Annotated in this window: 16 protein-coding genes; 10 read left to right on the top strand and 6 right to left on the bottom strand. The window is 59.7% G+C overall.

Translation table 11 applies throughout. The features are described from left to right. Window positions 1-528: 528 nt before the first annotated feature. Window positions 529-1,365 (bottom strand): 3'(2'),5'-bisphosphate nucleotidase CysQ, encoded by an 837-nt coding sequence (cysQ, locus tag AC07SI_RS06495; protein WP_065899619.1) that lies wholly within the window; start codon window positions 1,363-1,365, stop codon window positions 529-531. Next, window positions 1,362-1,928: an ADP compounds hydrolase NudE gene (gene nudE / locus AC07SI_RS06490; RefSeq protein WP_065899618.1), complete on the bottom strand. Its 567-nt coding sequence runs from the start codon at window positions 1,926-1,928 to the stop codon at window positions 1,362-1,364. Before nudE ends, cysQ begins: the two co-directional genes overlap by 4 nt. A gap of 87 nt (window positions 1,929-2,015) precedes the next feature. Between nudE and yrfG the strand changes: the two genes are divergently transcribed. After that, window positions 2,016-2,678, top strand: coding sequence for a GMP/IMP nucleotidase (gene yrfG, locus AC07SI_RS06485; protein ID WP_120447393.1), 663 nt, complete (start codon window positions 2,016-2,018; stop codon window positions 2,676-2,678). A gap of 108 nt (window positions 2,679-2,786) precedes the next feature. Here yrfG and lysM read toward each other — a convergent pair whose 3' ends face one another. Next, complete coding sequence (lysM, locus tag AC07SI_RS06480; RefSeq protein WP_065899616.1) at window positions 2,787-3,227, bottom strand: peptidoglycan-binding protein LysM; 441 nt, start codon at window positions 3,225-3,227, stop codon at window positions 2,787-2,789. A gap of 132 nt (window positions 3,228-3,359) precedes the next feature. On the opposite strand from lysM, the gene AC07SI_RS06475 reads away from it, so the two are divergent. The 4 genes from AC07SI_RS06475 (at window position 3,360) to AC07SI_RS06460 (ending at window position 8,490) form a co-directional block, all read left to right on the top strand. Beyond that, on the top strand, window positions 3,360-4,247 hold the full coding sequence (locus tag AC07SI_RS06475; protein WP_495005404.1) for a LysR family transcriptional regulator: 888 nt from the start codon (window positions 3,360-3,362) through the stop codon (window positions 4,245-4,247). 97 nt (window positions 4,248-4,344) lie between these two features. Next, window positions 4,345-5,184: a formate dehydrogenase accessory sulfurtransferase FdhD gene (gene fdhD / locus AC07SI_RS06470; protein ID WP_495005403.1), complete on the top strand. Its 840-nt coding sequence runs from the start codon at window positions 4,345-4,347 to the stop codon at window positions 5,182-5,184. Next, window positions 5,181-7,529 carry an FdhF/YdeP family oxidoreductase gene (locus AC07SI_RS06465; RefSeq protein WP_065899613.1) on the top strand — a complete coding sequence of 783 codons (2,349 nt, stop codon included), beginning with the start codon at window positions 5,181-5,183 and terminating at the stop codon, window positions 7,527-7,529. The genes fdhD and AC07SI_RS06465 overlap by 4 nt, the downstream gene beginning before the upstream one ends. 481 nt (window positions 7,530-8,010) lie before the next feature. Beyond that, window positions 8,011-8,490, top strand: coding sequence for a glycine zipper domain-containing protein (locus AC07SI_RS06460; protein ID WP_065899612.1), 480 nt, complete (start codon window positions 8,011-8,013; stop codon window positions 8,488-8,490). A gap of 122 nt (window positions 8,491-8,612) precedes the next feature. Here the strand turns inward: AC07SI_RS06460 and AC07SI_RS06455 are convergent, their stop codons facing one another. The 3 genes from AC07SI_RS06455 to AC07SI_RS06445 form a co-directional block, all read right to left on the bottom strand. Next, window positions 8,613-9,044: an acyl-CoA thioesterase gene (locus tag AC07SI_RS06455; RefSeq protein ID WP_065899611.1), complete on the bottom strand. Its 432-nt coding sequence runs from the start codon at window positions 9,042-9,044 to the stop codon at window positions 8,613-8,615. Between the two features lie 24 nt (window positions 9,045-9,068). After that, window positions 9,069-11,006 carry a RecQ family ATP-dependent DNA helicase gene (locus tag AC07SI_RS06450; protein ID WP_495005402.1) on the bottom strand — a complete coding sequence of 646 codons (1,938 nt, stop codon included), beginning with the start codon at window positions 11,004-11,006 and terminating at the stop codon, window positions 9,069-9,071. Between the two features lie 285 nt (window positions 11,007-11,291). Beyond that, entirely contained in the window at window positions 11,292-12,467 is a 1,176-nt protein-coding gene (locus tag AC07SI_RS06445) for a tetratricopeptide repeat protein (RefSeq protein WP_495005401.1), read from the bottom strand. 175 nt (window positions 12,468-12,642) lie between these two features. On the opposite strand from AC07SI_RS06445, the gene AC07SI_RS06440 reads away from it, so the two are divergent. The 5 genes from AC07SI_RS06440 to AC07SI_RS06420 all read left to right on the top strand — a co-directional run bounded on the left by AC07SI_RS06440 (window position 12,643) and on the right by AC07SI_RS06420 (window position 15,888). After that, on the top strand, window positions 12,643-12,813 hold the full coding sequence (locus tag AC07SI_RS06440; RefSeq protein WP_106805439.1) for a YhfG family protein: 171 nt from the start codon (window positions 12,643-12,645) through the stop codon (window positions 12,811-12,813). Beyond that, on the top strand, window positions 12,813-13,412 hold the full coding sequence (locus tag AC07SI_RS06435; RefSeq protein WP_495005400.1) for a putative adenosine monophosphate-protein transferase Fic: 600 nt from the start codon (window positions 12,813-12,815) through the stop codon (window positions 13,410-13,412). Before AC07SI_RS06440 ends, AC07SI_RS06435 begins: the two co-directional genes overlap by 1 nt. A 718-nt stretch (window positions 13,413-14,130) precedes the next feature. Next, window positions 14,131-14,613 (top strand): hypothetical protein, encoded by a 483-nt coding sequence (locus tag AC07SI_RS06430; protein ID WP_065899607.1) that lies wholly within the window; start codon window positions 14,131-14,133, stop codon window positions 14,611-14,613. Window positions 14,614-14,617: 4 nt separating this feature from the next. After that, window positions 14,618-15,262 carry a DUF1493 family protein gene (locus AC07SI_RS06425; RefSeq protein WP_201143329.1) on the top strand — a complete coding sequence of 215 codons (645 nt, stop codon included), beginning with the start codon at window positions 14,618-14,620 and terminating at the stop codon, window positions 15,260-15,262. A gap of 269 nt (window positions 15,263-15,531) precedes the next feature. Beyond that, window positions 15,532-15,888: a DUF1493 family protein gene (locus AC07SI_RS06420; RefSeq protein ID WP_065899606.1), complete on the top strand. Its 357-nt coding sequence runs from the start codon at window positions 15,532-15,534 to the stop codon at window positions 15,886-15,888. Window positions 15,889-16,010: the final 122 nt, after the last annotated feature.

The raw sequence follows: 16,010 nt of genomic DNA, 5'->3' as shown, positions 1-16,010 counted from the left end.
ATCAGCGTGGAAGCGGCTAGCCTGCATCCCGCGCCCGACGCAGTTCCCATGTGGGAGCGGGCATGCTCGCGAAAGCGGTGGATCAGCCAACATGTTCGGTGACTGGCATACCGCCTTCGCGGGCAAGCCCGCTCCCACATTGGGATGCGTCGTCCATTGCTGCGGCGCAAGGCCCGGCAATTTCCACCGCACAGCCAAACGCGAAGCTTCACACCGATCAAAAATGTGGGAGCGGGCTTGCCCGCAAAGGCGGTGGATCAGCCAACATGTTCGGTGACTGGCATACCGCTTTCGCGGGCAAGCCCGGTCCCACATTGGGGGATGCGTCGTCCGCTCTTGCGGTGCAACCCGGCAATTCCAACCGCACAGCCAAACGCGAAGCTTCACACCGATCAAAAATGTGGGAGCGGGCTTGCCCGCGAAGGCGGTGGATCAGAACCGGCTAAGCTGGCTGACCCACCGCCAGCGCCTCCAAGGTGGCGCCGTTCGAATGTGGGAGCCAGCTCCCACATTGAATCCCCGACCGACTCAGGAACGCGCCAGGGTGAGCAGGCGGTCCCGCCAGGCGGCCTTGGCTGGCAATGCCAGGAAGAATGGGTTCAACAATGAGGCCCGCGCCGGGTAGCTGAACGGCTCGCCGCTCAACTCCAGTACCTCACCGCCCGCCCCTTCGAGCACGCCCTGGGCGGCTGCGGTATCCCACTGCGACGTTGGCGCCAGGCGCGGATAGCAATCGGCGCTGCCCTCGGCCAACAGGCAGAACTTCAACGAGCTGCCGATATTGGCCAGCTTCAAGGCGCCCAAGCCTTCGCTCAAGCCGTCCAGCAAACGCTCCTGCTCGGGGCTGGTATGCCGACGGCTGGCCACGACGGTGAAGGACTCGCCCACGGCCGGCGACTCACGCACCTGGATCTGCTTGGGGGCTTCGTTGACATCCGAGCGCCAGGCACCGAGGCCCGCGCCACCAAAGTAGCAACGGCCACTGGTGGGCATGGACACTACGCCAAACACCACGCGGCCCTGTTCGATCAACGCCACGTTGACGGTAAATTCCTCGCTGCCGGCGATAAACTCCTTGGTGCCATCCAACGGATCCACCAGCCACCAGCGCTGCCAACCAGCGCGCACGCTCTGGTCAATATCGGCATCCTCTTCGGACAGCACCGGGATGCTCGGGTCCAAGGCCGTGAGGCCGGCGAGGATCAGGTGATGGGCGGCCAGGTCTGCCGCCGTCACCGGCGAATCATCGGCCTTGGACGTCACCGCCACATCCGCGCGCCAATACGGCAGGATCACTTCACCCGCCTGGCGAGCCAGCTCAATCACCGGGGCGATAAACGGGTGGCCTAAAAACAGTTCGCTCATGCGATAAACGCTCCACGCTGAATCAACAAATCTCGTACCAGATACAGCGCGGCCAGGGCGCGGCCTTCGCTGAATTGCTCGTTCTGCGCCAGTTGCGACAGCTCGTGCAGGTTGACCCTGTCCACGCGCATTGGTTCGGGCTCATCGCCCTCCAGGCGTTCTTCGTAGAGATCAGTGGCCAGCACCACCTGGATCTTCTGGCTCATATAGCCAGGCGACAGCGACAGCTCGGTCAGATGCTCCAGCTGACGTGCACCGTAGCCCGCTTCTTCCTTGAGCTCGCGGTCCGCCGCCGCCAGCACATCCTCACCGGGCTCGATCAAGCCCTTGGGCAACGACAATTCATACTCGTCCGTGCCGCCGCAGTACTCTTCCACCAGCAACGCGTGCTCGTCGTCGATCATCGCCACGATCATCACCGCGCCGTAACCGGCGCCGCGGCCTACCAGGCGCTCGTAGGTCCGTTCCACGCCATTGGAAAAGCGCAATTGCACTTCCTCCACGCGGAACAAACGGCTACTGGCGACTATTTCGCGGGCGAGGACGGTGGGTTTCTGGCGCATAAGCGGCTCCTTGGCGTGATCGGGTTACTATACCGTGGCTTTTCCGATTGTCTGTGTCGGATATCTTTACTTACATGAGACCACTCCATGCCCTCTCTGCCCTGGCACGCCATCGACACCGTCCTGCTGGACATGGACGGCACGCTGCTCGACCTGCATTTCGACAACCACTTCTGGATGGAACACCTGCCCCAGCGTTACGCCGAGCTGCACGGGGTGAGCCGGGCCATGGCCGAGATGGAATTGCAGCCGCTGTTCGAGCGTAACGCCGGACAGTTGCAATGGTATTGCCTGGATTTCTGGAGCACCGAGCTGAATATCCCGGTGCGCGAGCTCAAGCTGGAAACCGCCCACCTGATCGCCCTGCGTCCGGATGCCGACACGTTCCTGGCGGCGATCAAACAGGCCGGCAAGCGGGTGATCCTGATCACCAATGCTCATCGTGACTCGCTGTCGTTGAAGCTGGAACGCATTGAACTGGCGCCGTATTTCGAGCGATTGATCAGCTCCCACGACTACGGCTTCGCCAAGGAAAACCCGCAGTTCTGGGACGCCCTGCAAGCCGACATTGCCTTCGACCCGGCGCGCAGCCTGTTTATCGACGACACCTTGCCGATCCTGCGCAGCGCCCGCGCGTTTGGCGTGGGGCATTTACTGGCAGTGAAGGAGCCGGATAGCCAGAAGGGGCCGAAGGACACGGCTGAATTTGCAGCAGTCGGTGATTACCGCGATCTCATTGTCGGACTCTGAACCATGTGGGAGGGGGCTTGCCCCCGATAGCGGTGGATCAGTCACCTTGATATCGACTGACACTCCGCTATCGGGGGCAAGCCCCCTCTCACATTTTTACGTCGTGTATTACTCAGGAATACGCAGTGTCTGCCCTGGGTAGATTTTGTCCGGATGCGACAACAGCGGCTTGTTGGCCTCGAAAATCTTGTTGTACTGGTTGGCGTTGCCATACACCGCCAAGGAAATCGCGCTGAGGGTGTCGCCTTTTTTCACCACGACGAAACGGGCGGCCGCCACGGCAGGACCGGAAACTGTAATCTGGTCCTCGACGCTGGCAACACCGGCGATATTGCCCGCTGCCAGGATGATTTTTTCTTTCTCCTCCTGCGTCGCTACCTCGCCGGAAATCGTGACCTTGTCACCCTCGACGGTAGCGTGAACGTTAGGGTTACCCAACCCGACATCCTCGATATGCTTTTTCAAATCTTCACCAGCGTTGGCATTGCCTGGTGTCAGCAGCTTGACCAGCTTCTCGCCGGCCTCCTTAACAAAGCTAAAAAGACTCATGGTGCGCTCTCCTTGGTAGTTGATGTCCAGATGCTCAAGACTAGACCAGTCCGACGGATTTGGGTTCCGGCCCGGCCACAGACCCAAACGCGCTAGAATCCCCCCGCCATTGGAATAAGCCCTGGAGCGAAGATGGACATCAAGCAACTCAAATTCCTCATCGCCCTCGACGAGACCCGTCACTTCGGCCAGGCGGCCGCGCGCTGCCACATCACGCAGCCGACCTTGTCGATGCGCCTGCGCAGCCTGGAAGAAGAGCTGGATTTGCCACTGGTCAATCGCGGCCAGCGCTTCGAAGGCTTTACCGCGCCTGGCGAACGCGTGTTGGCGTGGGCACGTACGGTGCTGGCGGCCTACGACGGCTTGCAGGCCGAAGCCGCGGCCTGTCGCGGCAACCTCGTCGGTACGTTGCGCCTGGGTGTGGTGCCGCTGTCGAGCTTCGATCCCCTGGCCTTGATGCAACAATTGCACAAGGAGCACCCGAGCCTGCGCTTCGAACTCTCGGCGCTCAGTTCCGAACAGATCCTCGAACAGCTGGCGAGCAATCGCCTGGACCTTGGCGTGTCGTACCTGGAGCGCCTCGACACCGAGCGCTTCGACTCCTTTGCCCTCGGTGAAACCCGCATGGGCCTGCTCTACGACCAGCGCTATTTCAGCTTCGGCGACACGCCGTTGAGCTGGGAGGCCCTGACCGAGCTGCCCCTGGGCATGCTCACCAGTGGCATGCATTTTCGTCAGTCCATCGACCATAACTTCCACAGCCGAAACCTGAACCCGCAGCCGCTGCTGCAGACCGACGCCGTCCACCAATTGTTACAAGCTGTGCACGGCGGCCTGTGTTGCGCCGTAATGCCACTGGACGGCGGCCTGGACGCACTCACCGAGCATCTACGCCTGCAACCGATCGAAGACGCTCACACCCTGGCACACCTGGGGCTGATCATGCGCCGCAGCGCGCCACGCTCAGCGCTGGCGGAAGCGTGTTTCGCACTGTATCAGAAATCGCAAACAACGCCTTGATCGACGTCATCTATCGGTAGATCAGTACTGGCAATTAGACGCGACGCTTTGTCGCGCCTAGTCTAAACACTGATCAATCCGTCGGTGGTACAGCCCCATGAACGCCAAGCGCCCAGTCTGCGCGGCGCCCGCTCTTGAAACACCCGCGCCCGCCGCCAGCCAGAGCTATCAGTTTTGCAACCTCGAACACACTGAAGTCGCCCGCACAGCGTTGGCGGAAGAAGTGGCGTTGGCGATTGCCTATAACGACATCAGCCAGGCGGTCATGCTGGTCACGCCGACGGATTTGGAAGACTTTATTGTCGGATTCAGTATCGGCAGCGGAATTATCGCCGACGTTAGCGACATTTATGACCTAAAACTCAGCGGTTCGGGTTCAGCCCAATACGCCCAGGTGCAAATCTCCAGCCGCGCCTTCTGGAACCTCAAGCAGCAGCGCCGCCAATTGGCCGGCACCAGCGGCTGCGGCCTGTGCGGCGTAGAAGCGGTAGAACAGGCACTGCCAGACCTGCAAGTGCTGCCAGGCGCGCCCTTGCCGCCTGCCGAATGGCTCGACGGCCTGCGCCAACGCATCAGTGCGTTCCAGCCGCTGGGCCAATACAGCGGCGCCGTGCACGCGGCAGTGTTCATGAACAACCAGGGCGAACTGCTGATGGGCCGCGAGGACATCGGCCGGCATAACGCCCTCGACAAGTTGATCGGCGCACTGATCCGCCAAAAAATTCCGACTGACGGTGGACTGGCGATTGTCACCAGCCGTTGCAGTCTCGAACTGATCCAGAAAGTCCTGCGCGCGGGCATCCAGACCCTCGTCAGCTTGTCATCGCCCACCGGCCTCGCCCTGCAATGGGCGCGCCGGCACAACCTCAATCTCATCCACCTGCCGCAGAAAAGCGCGCCGCGGGTCTATAGCCCTGCGATGGAGTACCAGCCATGAGCAATCATCACCAAGCCGACCAAACCCCGACCCCGCGCTACAAGCCTTACAAAGGCCCGGCTGGCGGCTGGGGTGCATTGATCAGCGTGGCGCAGGCGTGGCTGACCAGCGACAACGCGCTGAAAAACATCCGCATGATGCTCAAGACCAACCAGAACGGTGGCTTTGACTGCCCGGGCTGCGCCTGGGGCGACTCGCCGGAAAGCGGTATGGTCAAGTTCTGCGAAAACGGCGCCAAGGCGGTGAACTGGGAAGCCACCAAGCGCCGCGTCGACGCTGCATTCTTCGCCAAGCACAGCGTGACTGCGCTGCTGGAGCAGAGCGACTACTGGCTGGAATATCAAGGCCGCCTGACCGAGCCGGTGAGCTATGACGCCGAGACCGACCGCTACAAGCCCATCAGTTGGGAGGCGGCATTCGACCTGATCGGCAAGCATCTCAATGCGCTGCCCAGCCCGGACATGGCCGAGTTCTACACCTCGGGCCGCGCCAGCAACGAAGCGGCGTATTTGTACCAGCTGTTCGTGCGCGCCTACGGCACCAACAACTTCCCGGATTGCTCCAACATGTGCCATGAGGCCAGCGGCGTGGCCCTGGCGCAAAGTGTGGGCGTCGGCAAAGGCACCGTGACCTTTGACGACTTCGAACATGCCGATGCGATTTTCGTCTGGGGCCAGAACCCCGGCACCAACCACCCGCGCATGCTTGAACCGCTGCGCGAAGCGGTTAAGCGCGGCGCACAGGTGGTGTGTATCAACCCACTCAAAGAGCGCGGCCTGGAACGCTTCCAGCACCCGCAACACCCGCTGGAAATGCTCACCAACGGTGACAAGCCGACCAACACCGCCTACTTCCGCCCGGCGCTGGGGGGCGACATGGCCATCCTGCGCGGCATGGCCAAGTTCCTGCTGCTGTGGGAACGCCAGGCCCAGGCCGAAGGCAAGGAAGCGGTGTTCGACCACGACTTCCTCAACGAACACACGGCCAACGTGCTCGACTACCTCGGCCAGATCGACGACACCTCCTGGGATGAAATCGTCGCGCAGTCTGGCCTGACGCTGGTCGAGATCGAGCAAGCGGCGCGCATGTACGCCAAGGGCAAGAACGTGATCATGTGCTGGGCGATGGGCATCACCCAACATCGCCACTCAGTCCCGACCATCCAGGAAATCGCCAACCTGATGCTGCTGCGCGGCAACATTGGCCGCCCTGGCGCCGGCCTGTGCCCGGTACGTGGGCACAGCAACGTGCAGGGCGACCGCACCATGGGCATCAACGAACGCCCACCGGTGGCATTCCTCGATTCCCTGGAGCGCCGCTTCCAGTTCCAGGTGCCGCGCACCAACGGCCACAACGTGGTGGAAGCGATTCACGCGATGCTCGAGGGTCGCTCCAAGGTGTTTATCGGCCTGGGCGGTAACTTCGCCCAAGCCACGCCGGACAGCCCGCGCACCTTCGAGGCCCTGCGCAATTGCGACCTGACCGTGCAGATCAGCACCAAGCTCAACCGCAGCCACCTGACCCACGGTAAAGACGCACTGATCCTGCCGTGCCTGGGCCGCACCGACATCGACATCCAGGCCGAAGGCCCGCAGGCGGTGACGGTGGAAGACTCGTTCAGCATGGTCCACGACTCCAACGGCCAGTTGCAGCCGCTGTCGAAGCTGATGAAGTCGGAACCGGCCATCCTCGCCGGTATCGCCGCCGCGACGCTGGGCAGCAAACCGGTAGACTGGAATTGGCTGGTGGCGGACTACAGCCGTATTCGCGACCTGATCGCCGACACCATCCCGGGCTTCAAGGATTTCAACGAACGCCTGAAACACCCGGGTGGTTTCTACCTGGGCAACTCCGCCGGTGCACGCCGCTGGAACACCCCGTCGGGCCGCGCCAACTTCCGCCCGAATATCCTGCCCAAAGACCTGATCCACGAACGCACCCACGCCACAGGCCGCGTGCCGGACCTGATCATGCAGTCGATGCGCTCCCACGATCAGTACAACACCACCATTTATGGCCTGGACGACCGCTATCGCGGGGTGAAGGGCCAGCGTGACGTGTTGTTCGTCAACGAAGCCGACATCATCCGCCTGGGCTTCAAGCCGGGGCAGAAGGCCGACATCGTGTCGCTGTGGGAAGACGGCCGCGAGCGCCGCGTGAAAGGCTTCACCCTGCTGGCGTTCGATATCCCCGCTGGGCAGGCAGCGGCCTACTATCCAGAAGTGAACCCACTGGTGCCGCTGGAAAGCACCGGCGATGGCAGCCACACGCCAACCTCGAAATTCGTGGCGATTTGCCTGGAAGCGGCGAGCGACAGTGGCTTGATCATGGCCCGCTCGGCCTGACACACGGCGCAAGCCCGCGTGCTGTGACAGGACACCATGCTGTGTCCTGCCGGCTTGTTGCTGTGTCCAGCTGACCTGTTGCTATCTCTAGCCGGCTCACCACTGTGGCGAGCGAGCTTGTTATTGTGGCGAGCGGGCTTGCCCCGCGTTGGGCTGCGCAGCAGCCCCAATAACAGCAACGCACAGTTCCAGTCAGCCCCCAGTCGCCTGGTTTCGGGACCGCTTCACAACCCAACACGGGACAAGCCCGCCCACCCCATTACAAAGCACTCTAGAGCCCAAATCGCGGGCATAAAAAAGGCCGCTTTTGCACAAAAGCAGCCGTTCCGAAGTAACTAGAGACTCGAAAAAATTACTTAAGTTCCCCATACAAAACAGCAACTTAGCAAATTGTATACAACCCATACCACTGGTCGGTTTTCGATTGTCAGTGCCTCGATACAACCTCAGGATCGCGCCGTCATCCTCTTGAGGTCTCTCTATGAAGTTCTCCTCGATTCTCTTGTTGTCCCTTGGCCTGGTCAGTGGCGCAGCCATGGCCGGTGGCACCACCGAAGCCGGTGTGGGCGGCGCATTGGGCGGGGTACTCGGTTCAGTTGTAGGCCAGCAGATCGGCGGTAACACCGGTTCGGCCATCGGCGCAGCCCTCGGCGGTGCGGGCGGCAGTGCGGTCGGTGCCGACAAACGCAGCCGTGGCGAAGCCGCCATTGGCGGCGCCTTGGGCGCAGCCGGCGGTAACGTCGTGGGCCGCAGCATGGGCGGCAACACCGGCAGCCTGATCGGCGCAGCCGCCGGCGGTGGCGCAGGTGGCGCACTGGGTAACTACATGGGCAACAAGAGCGATGATGACGATCGTCGCTCCCGTGGGCGTGATAACCGTCGTTATGACCGTGATGACCATCGCGGCCGTGGCCATGCGTACGGGCATCGCAAGAACAAACATCACTACCGTCATCGGTAATTCAGCGACCTGAAGGACTCACCAGTCCACTGCGGGAGCTGGCTTGCCTGCGATAGCGTTGGACCAGGCTGACCGCCTGGCACCCAACCATCACGGGCAAGCCGGCGACGACATAAACGGCGTCACACCACCAACCGCTGCAGCGCCTCGCGCAGCGTCCCCGGAATGGCCACCGGCTGGTTCGTCCCGCGATCGACAAACACATGCACAAAGCGCCCCGCTGCGCAGGCGTCTTCTTCGCCAGCCTTGAACACCGCCAACTCGTACTGCACTGAGCTGTTGCCCAACTTGCCCACGCGCAGGCCAATGTCGATACGGTCCGGAAAGGCAATCGAGGCAAAGTAATCGCACGCCGAACTCACCACAAACCCCACGACCTCACCCTCATGAATATCCAACCCGCCCTGCTCGATCAGGTAGGTATTCACCGCGGTGTCGAAGAAGCTGTAGTAGGTCACGTTGTTCACATGGCCATACACATCGTTGTCGTGCCAGCGCGTGATGATCGGCTGGAAGTGACGGTAATCAGCGCGCTGTGGCATTGACTCAGGCATGGGCAGGTCTCACTGAAAGTAGGTTTACAAGTCATTCAGATGGGCTTGGGCCCACTCACGCACATCGGCGTAGGGGTAGTCCTCCAGCGCAGCAAAACCGGGAATGCCCCGCGCCTTCAGCTTGGTAAACAGCGGCACGCTGATGCCCCCCAGGAACCGCGTCAGCCGCTCGGCACCGGGCAGTTGGCCGGTATGTTCATGATGCCTGTGGATAAAGTCACCGCACAGGCCCATGAAGTTTTTATCCACAAGCGGCGGCAGACTGGGCGGTGCTGGCAGATGCGCCACGTCACCGTGGCAGACCGAACAATGTCCGCAACGCTGGGGCGCTTGTTCATCCCCGAAATACTGCGCCAGGCGCTGGCCGAGGCACTGTTCGGTGGCGAACAGATCAAGCATGGCGTGAATCCGCGCCACCTCTCCCACCTCATGCTGCTTGAAGCCTGTGTATAACTCGGCGCTCAGCGCCTGTGGGTCAAAATCGATATTGAGCAGGCTGTAGACCTCGGTCATCTGCTTGCTTTCCAGCTCGATCAGACCTTGTTCCTGGAAGTAATCCAGCGCCTTCACCACCCGATTGCGCTCGGCATTGTGCTGTTGATAAAGCGCGTCAAAATCCACGGTAGCCCAGGTTTTCGCGCGCTTGCACACCTGGACAATCGCCGCGACAAACTGCTGCCGCTCGCCGGAAAATCGTGCGAGCAACGCCTCAGGTTCAATCAGGTACTTGAAGCGGTACTCGGCATAAAACGCATAGCGCGGCGCGATCACGCCCCTGAGCTCCAATTGCACCAGCAGGGTCTTCAGGGGCAGCTCGCGGATATTGCTGTGGTCCGACAATGAGCGCAGCAGGAACTCCCATTGCCCCTCGCTGCGCGCGGCCTGCAACTCCTCCAGTACACGGCGAATACCGTCCTGCTCGGGGGTATCGCCGTACACGAAGTTCTCCAGCACGTTGAGGCTGTCGCGGTTGGCCAGCACCAGGCAGTCGGAGGGCTGCCCATCACGCCCGGCACGACCGATTTCCTGGCTGTAGTTCTCGATGGATTTGGGTAGGTCGAAGTGCACCACATTGCGGATATCACTCTTGTCGATGCCCATGCCAAACGCGATGGTGGCGACAATGCAATTGGAGCGCCCACTCATGAATCGCTGCTGGATACCTTCGCGTTTATCGTTGGGTAAACCGGCGTGGTACGCCTCGGCCTGGATGCCATTGCGATTCAGATGCTCGGCGATCTGCTCGGCGGTTTTCTGCAAGGTCACGTAGACGATGCTCGGCTGATCGGCGCGCTCGGCCATCCACTGCACCAGCCGCCGACGCTTGTCGGCGCCGGCTACCGGCTCAACCAGCAGGTTGAGGTTGGGCCGGTAGAAGCCCGTGGTGACCACATCCTGCGGCGCGATGGCGAACTTGGCCTGCATGTCGGCAATCACCTTGGGCGTGGCCGTCGCAGTCAGCAACAGCGCCTGTGGGATATTGAACTGACGCTGGTAGTCCGGCAGCTTGAGGTAGTCCGGACGGAAGTTATGGCCCCACTCGGAAATACAGTGCGCTTCATCCACCACCAGCAGCGAGATCTGCACGCTCTGCAGGAAGTTGCGAAAACGCTCGTTCTTCAGGCGCTCCACGGAAATCATCAGGATTTTCAACTCGCCCGAACGCGCGCGTGCCATCACATCATTGGCGTCATCGCGGCTTTGCGCCGAGTCGATGCTGCCCGCGCAAATACCGTGGCGCTGCAGGAAACCCAGTTGGTCCTGCATCAACGCCAACAACGGCGACACTACCAGCGTCAGGTGCGGCAGCAGTACCGCAGGCAGCTGGTAACACAGGGACTTGCCCGACCCGGTAGGGAAGATGGCTGCGGCCGAACGGCCGGCCAGTACGGCGCTGACCGTTTGTTCCTGGCCTAAACGAAACTGTGGATAACCAAAGACCTGCTGGAGGGTGTCGTGCATTCGCTGTCACTCCATTGACCGCTGAGTTGGCTCAAAAACATAGCCCGAAAAATTCAGCGAATCGAGAAAGGTCGCATGGAAAAAAGAGACAGGATGATACACAGGCTGAGGGATGGCCTAGGGCCGAAGTGGGAATTTTCGCGGGGTTTCGTAAGAACATCACAAACCAAAAGTGGGAGTTAGCTTGCCCGCGAAGGCGGTGTGTCAGTCGATAGAGTACTGACTGATAAACCGCCTTCGCGAGCAAGCCCGCTCCCACATTTTTAGCGCTGTATTACGCCTGAATCAGCGGTTCTGCACGCGCTCGATCGCCGTGTCGTACACCGGGTTGGCCTTCTGCTCCTTGGCCAACTGGTAGTGACGCAACGCATCCGGGAACTGCCCCGCCGCTTCGTAGATCCGCGCGATGTTGTAGTAAGCACCGGCACGCACGGTGGCGGCATTCGCGCCGGTCGCCAGGGCGATGGCCTTGCGGTTGGCCCAGATCGACTCGGCGGTGTTGCCAGCCTTCTGATACGCCAGGCCCAGGTTGCCGTAGGCCTTGCCGAAGCCGTTGTCCAATTCGATAGCCTGGCGGAACAGGTCAATGGCCTCGTCCAGCTTGCCAGCCTGGTAGGCCGCTTCACCTTGCACGTTCAGACGCTTCGCATCGGTCTGTGCGGAAGAGCTGACAGCCACTGCCGTGACCGCCACGCTGTCATCCAGCAGGGGTTTGACTTCATTGAGCACGTTCGCGGCATTCACTGTGACACCGCTGAAGGTGTTGATGTCCTGGAAGTCGCCGCTGCCGGTCATGCGGAAGACTGTCCACAGGTTGCCACTGCGGTTTTGCGGCACGTAGTAAGTGCGCACCAGCGATTGGCCCATGTACACGAACACCTTGGCTTCGCTGTTGGACAACTGGCGCGAACCTGGATTGCCGCGGTTGGTGAAGTCATGCACAGCGTAGACGTAACTTTCGCCGTAGTGCTTTTTCTGCAGGGTGATGGTTTCCGGGCCATAACTGTCGACGTCATCCACGTCCAGCTCGGCGTCGGTGCCCGTCTTGTTCTCGAAGTAAATATTGTTGCCGGGGAAGATCATGTGGGAGTCGAGGACTTCCGGATTTTTGCCCCAGGTCAGCACGACGCGCAGGCCGTCGAGGTTTTCCATCACGGGGCTAATGGCGTAGGTCATGCCTGCGCATGGGCACTTGACCACCAGGTTGGAGTAGCCGGGCTTCTTGATGATCAGCAGGTTGCTGGCATCGTCAGCGGCTTCGCTGGTCAGCGTCACCTGGCCCTGGGCGTTGGTGCGGCCCACGACGTTCTGTGCGCCGTTGCGCTGCAACAGCACTTCGGCATCGGCGATTTTCTGGTCCTTGACGACCGCGCTGAGCACCTCGATCGGCAACTGCGCAGCCTGGATGGAAAAGGCCACTGCACACAAAGACATCGCCGAGGCGACACGAAGCAAACCCATGCTTAACTCCCTTTAAGTAGTGGGCGGAATTGCCCTACAAGATTTTGCGGTGAAACATACGCTGAATTCAGCCCGCCGGAGGATTTTTTGTACAGAATGTGACGTGGTTTATATCCCGCCTGGCGACGCAAGCATTGCGCTACAATCAAACCTTGCTACCCAGGAGTACGCTGCGATGAGCGAACTGACGTTTGAGCAAAAACAGGATCATTACCACAAGATCCGCCGTTCCAATTACTTGGCCAGCCTGCGTCTGGAAGGGTTTGACACCCAACCGACCGACGTCGACAAGCCCCTGCCGACCCGCGAGGCCGTGCTCGCCAAGTACCGCAATAATTCGCGCTGATGCTCGACAAATACGGGGTGGGCCAGGATCCTTACTGCTATCCCGGTAGCAGCGTCCTGCGCAACCGCCTCGATTTGCTCGACGAAGCTGACCTGCACCAGGCCGAGCGCGAACTGTCCGAAATCGCCGTAGGCAACCTCCCCCTCTTTCCCCCGCCCTACGACCTCGAACGCTTACAACACATCCACCGCACGCTGTTCAGTGACCTCTACGAGTGGGCTGGCGAGCTGCGCAGCGTCAATCTCCAGAAAGGCGACACCCTGTTCTGCACCCCGGAACGCATTCCACCGGAAGCCGCGAAAATCATCCGGCATATGGAGGACGCGAACTGGTTCGTCGGCGTGAGCCAGGCTGAGCTGGTGAGCAAGATCGCCGAGGCCTATGGCGACCTCAACGTTATCCACCCCTTCCGTGAGGGCAACGGCCGGGCGCAGCGGATTCTGTTTGAACAGATCATCGTGAATGCGGGATTTTCGGTGAATTGGTGGCTGGTGAAACACGCGGCGTGGGTACCGGCGAATATTGACGCAGTGGCGTGTGATTATCGGGGGCTGGAGGCGATTTTTGAGCGGTGTATCAATCGGCCTGGCAGTGCTTGAGCGAACCGCGCACACTTAAACTATCTGTTTATTGTCGAAAACCAACTCAGTTCTAAGGTTCGCGGTGTCGCCGCCAAATCAGCGACTGGGTTTGGTCACCCGAAAAACAGCACACATAAGTTTACTTACTATTCGAACGTCTTTCGTCTCGTATAGCAGTGCTATGGCGGTTGTGGGGGGACGCTTTCGGACGTGCCGGAGTGCTGTTTCCGGCTGGCCAACCCGCGCGCAGTCCGCCGCCCATCAACGCATTCGCGCTGCCACCGACTTGCTGGAAACCTTCTCCCGCCGGACATTCGAACACGCCGACCTCAACGGCATTTCCCACATCACCAATGTCCTGTAGCTGCTAGTCCAGGACGGCTGTGATTTGCTGGAAGCACGTAGCATGTTCAACTGCAACCTCAACAGCCATACACCTCAGCTGTAACCTTTTGTAGGAGCGAGCTTGCTGGCGAAGATCGTCAAAAGTCACGCGGTGTATCTGGAATTACGCGGCGTACCCGAGCTCTTCGCTAGCAAGTTCACTGCAACAACTGAACGTTCTAACAATGGAAAATCTCTGCCGAGCTAAAAATCTCGGAAAGCCCTGTAAGAAACCTCCAAATGTCGTGCCATCCCCTTCCGAAACTGCTTAAAACTCCTGCCCGCCCCCCTACAAAACTCACCTTTCTCTGACTGAAACTAACGCCCTTTCAACAGCTCCCGGCATATATCCGTGAATATCGAAAGGACTCAATACAATGGCCACTACGGCGTCACCTTCACGGTGCTGCGTCTTATCGTCTCGCCTTCCAATCACCTTGCAATGGCAAACCTCTGCTTGCTGGAAGCAGGTATTTCTGCAAACGAGGTGCGCCGAAGACTCGTAGATCTCTACAGAAAAATGCTCGCTCGCGATTTGCCTTGCAGGATGACTGTGGCCATCTCCAAACCGCTGACCCGGCAACAGGCTGAATTACTCAACATTCGTGGGGAGATCGTTGCAGGATTAATCAGCGGCGCCGTGTCAGCACCAATGAGCCTGGCATCGCCTGCGGCGGGGCTCGCCGCTGGAGCCGCTGCAGGCCTGACGATTAAAGGGATCATTCGTAGCTATCACGCTGGTGATGTGGTTATCGGCCTCGACGCACAGGTAAACGGCGGAATTGGTCCTCAGCGATCACTGTCGGCCATGGTCCGGCAATTCCAGGGTGGCTAATGCAATGAATGAATACATTCAGTGGATCAACCTGCTTCTCCTTCTCGTACTGGCTGGAATTGTCGACAGAACAATAAAGCGCCCCTTACTCAGAAGATGGCTTGGATTCTACTTCCTGGTAGCCGGCCCAGCGCTCTTACTGTATGCCACCTCTTGGATCAGAGAGGCACAGCTTGAAAGCCTACCGATAATCGCCTTCGTGACAGGCATCGGGTTATTGAGCACCCAAAATATATATTGCAGGGCTAAAACCCATCACCCTTTATTCATCGCCCCAACCTTGAACCTTGCGCCAGACTTCCCTGATGACCCGCTCATGCTCCATCTCCTGCAAATTTTGCATGAAGGCATTGGCCTGCCCAAACACAAAACCGTCACCCTCGACACATCAGTCAACCATGACCTCGGGTGTAACAGTGCCGAAGCCAAGCAATTGATGGCACTACTGAAGCTTGAGTTCGGCATGAGGCTAGGGGACTACAACGACAAACGCTACTTCAAGCGTCGAGGCTTTGACGCGTATTTGCGATATGTGGAAAAAGGCAGCGAGGGAAAGCGCCCTTTAACCATTGGCATGCTCTACCACGCTGTTAAAGCCAAGTCCTGGGATACCCAGGCACTCGAGACGAAGGGGTATCAGAAACCGTGAATGTCTACCTGCAAGCAATGTGCTTCCTCGGTTTCTACCTGGTACTTCACTATCAAATTAACGACCGCACCCTCAGAAAGCGCTTCGCACTCACATTCCTCACAGCAGGCCTTCTTTTGACGCTCCTTCTACCCTATGTGCAAGTGATCCTCAGATTGCCCTTTCTACCTGTCTTCCTATTCTTGATAGGCTTGGCACTCTTTATCACCCGAAACACACACCGCTCCCAACGCGACCATTCCCCTCACCCATTCCTGCGTGCTCCCACCATGAACCTCGCGCCCAACTTCCCCGAAGATCCCGTCATGCGGCAACTCCTGCAACTGCTGCATGAGGAGATCGGACTGCCGAAACACAAGACCCTTCGCCTGCAGACCTCACTCAACTTCGACCTGGGCTGCGACGGCAGTGAGGCCAAGCAACTCATGGAAGCACTGGAGCAGGAATTTGCCCTCGACCTGGGCGACTACGACACTTATCGTTACTTCAACCCGCCGGTGTTTGATGTGTTTCTCAAGCGTCGGGCCAAGGGCCGTGGTGAGAAAGTGCCGCTGACCATCGGCATGCTCTACCTGGCCATCAAAACCAACAGCTGGGACACGCAGACCCTGGAAAACCTGAGCTAGTCCCAAGAGCACCGAACATCAAATGTGGGAGCGGGCTTGCTCGCGAATGCGCTGGGTCAGGTAGAGTATTTCTCACGGATACCCCCCCATTCGCGAGCAAGCCCATTCCCACATTTGGTTAT

The sequence above is a fragment of the Pseudomonas sp. GW821-FHT05D12 genome, assembly GCF_059419825.1.
This window is presented reverse-complemented; position numbering and strand designations above follow the sequence as displayed.